Genomic DNA, 1,355 nt, shown 5'->3' on the forward strand with positions numbered 1-1,355 from the left:
ACGCCGCCAGCGTTCGTCCTGAGCCAGGATCAAACTCTCCATAAAAGAAATTTGATTAGCTCAAATTGTTTTGCTGGCATCAATTTTGATGTCCAAAATTTTGTTTCGTTCACTAACTGAAAGTTAGCTACTAAAAACGTTATTGATTACGTTTTGCTTGTTCAGTTTTCAAGGTTCATTTAAATTAATTGGTGGAGCCTAGCGGGATCGAACCGCTGACCTCCTGCGTGCAAGGCAGGCGCTCTCCCAGCTGAGCTAAGGCCCCGAGATTTTATTTTACTGTTAGGAAATGGTCGGGAAGACAGGATTCGAACCTGCGACCCCTTGGTCCCAAACCAAGTGCTCTACCAAGCTGAGCTACTTCCCGTTCATTTAATTGGCGCGCCCGGCAGGAGTCGAACCCACAACCTTCTGATCCGTAGTCAGACGCTCTATCCAATTGAGCTACGGGCGCAAATTATTGAAATTAAAAATGGTGCCGAGGGCCGGAATCGAACCGGCACGGTAGTCACCTACCGCAGGATTTTAAGTCCTGTGCGTCTGCCAGTTCCGCCACCCCGGCACATTTTGGAGCGGAAGACGAGGTTCGAACTCGCGACCCCCACCTTGGCAAGGTGGTGTTCTACCACTGAACTACTTCCGCATGTGCATAAGATTTATTTATCCTGGCAATTATGAGATTCTAAAAAATGGTGCGGGTGAAGGGAGTCGAACCCCCACGCCTTGCGGCGCTAGATCCTAAGTCTAGTGCGTCTGCCAATTCCGCCACACCCGCATATTTTGTTGGCAATTTAAATGGTGAGCCATGAAGGACTCGAACCTTCGACCCTCTGATTAAAAGTCAGATGCTCTACCAACTGAGCTAATGGCTCAAAACTATGGTGCCGGCTATAGGAATCGAACCCACGACCTACTGATTACAAGTCAGTTGCTCTACCTGCTGAGCTAAACCGGCATATGGTGGAGGATGACGGGCTCGAACCGCCGACCCTCTGCTTGTAAGGCAGATGCTCTCCCAGCTGAGCTAATCCTCCTGGGTATTATGCCTAGCGATGTCCTACTCTCACAGGGGGAAGCCCCCAACTACCATCGGCGCTAAAGAGCTTAACTTCCGTGTTCGGTATGGGAACGGGTGTGACCTCTTTGCCATCATCACTAGACTATTATTTAAAAGACAAATTTGATTATAACATATCTTGTTATAAATGCAAGTTTTTTTGAAAACTTTTTGTTCTTTCAAAACTGGATAAACGGTGCATTGAATGTTTCAAACATTTTGGTTAAGTCCTCGATCGATTAGTATTCGTCAGCTCCATGTGTCACCACACTTCCACCTCGAACCTATCTACCTCATC

Annotated in this window: 9 tRNA genes and 1 rRNA gene; all 10 read right to left on the minus strand. The window is 47.4% G+C overall.

Annotated features, from left to right (window positions below):
- Positions 1 to 189 precede the first annotated feature (189 nt).
- Positions 190 to 265, minus strand: a tRNA-Ala gene (locus tag C9J35_RS23045).
- Between the two features lie 25 nt (positions 266 to 290).
- Positions 291 to 367, minus strand: a tRNA-Pro gene (locus C9J35_RS23050).
- Positions 368 to 377: 10 nt separating this feature from the next.
- A tRNA-Arg gene (locus C9J35_RS23055) sits at positions 378 to 454 on the minus strand.
- Between the two features lie 19 nt (positions 455 to 473).
- A tRNA-Leu gene (locus C9J35_RS23060) sits at positions 474 to 562 on the minus strand.
- Positions 563 to 568: 6 nt separating this feature from the next.
- Positions 569 to 643: transfer RNA gene (locus C9J35_RS23065), tRNA-Gly, on the minus strand.
- A 47-nt stretch (positions 644 to 690) separates the two neighbouring features.
- Positions 691 to 775 (minus strand) — tRNA-Leu (locus tag C9J35_RS23070).
- Positions 776 to 796: 21 nt separating this feature from the next.
- Positions 797 to 872, minus strand: a tRNA-Lys gene (locus C9J35_RS23075).
- A 7-nt stretch (positions 873 to 879) separates the two neighbouring features.
- Positions 880 to 955: transfer RNA gene (locus C9J35_RS23080), tRNA-Thr, on the minus strand.
- A gap of 3 nt (positions 956 to 958) precedes the next feature.
- Positions 959 to 1,034 (minus strand) — tRNA-Val (locus tag C9J35_RS23085).
- Positions 1,035 to 1,044: 10 nt separating this feature from the next.
- A 5S ribosomal RNA gene (rrf, locus tag C9J35_RS23090) occupies positions 1,045 to 1,160 on the minus strand.
- Between the last annotated feature and the right edge of the window lie 195 nt (positions 1,161 to 1,355).

The organism is Lysinibacillus parviboronicapiens (assembly GCF_003049575.1).
Lineage (GTDB): Bacteria > Bacillota > Bacilli > Bacillales_A > Planococcaceae > Lysinibacillus > Lysinibacillus parviboronicapiens.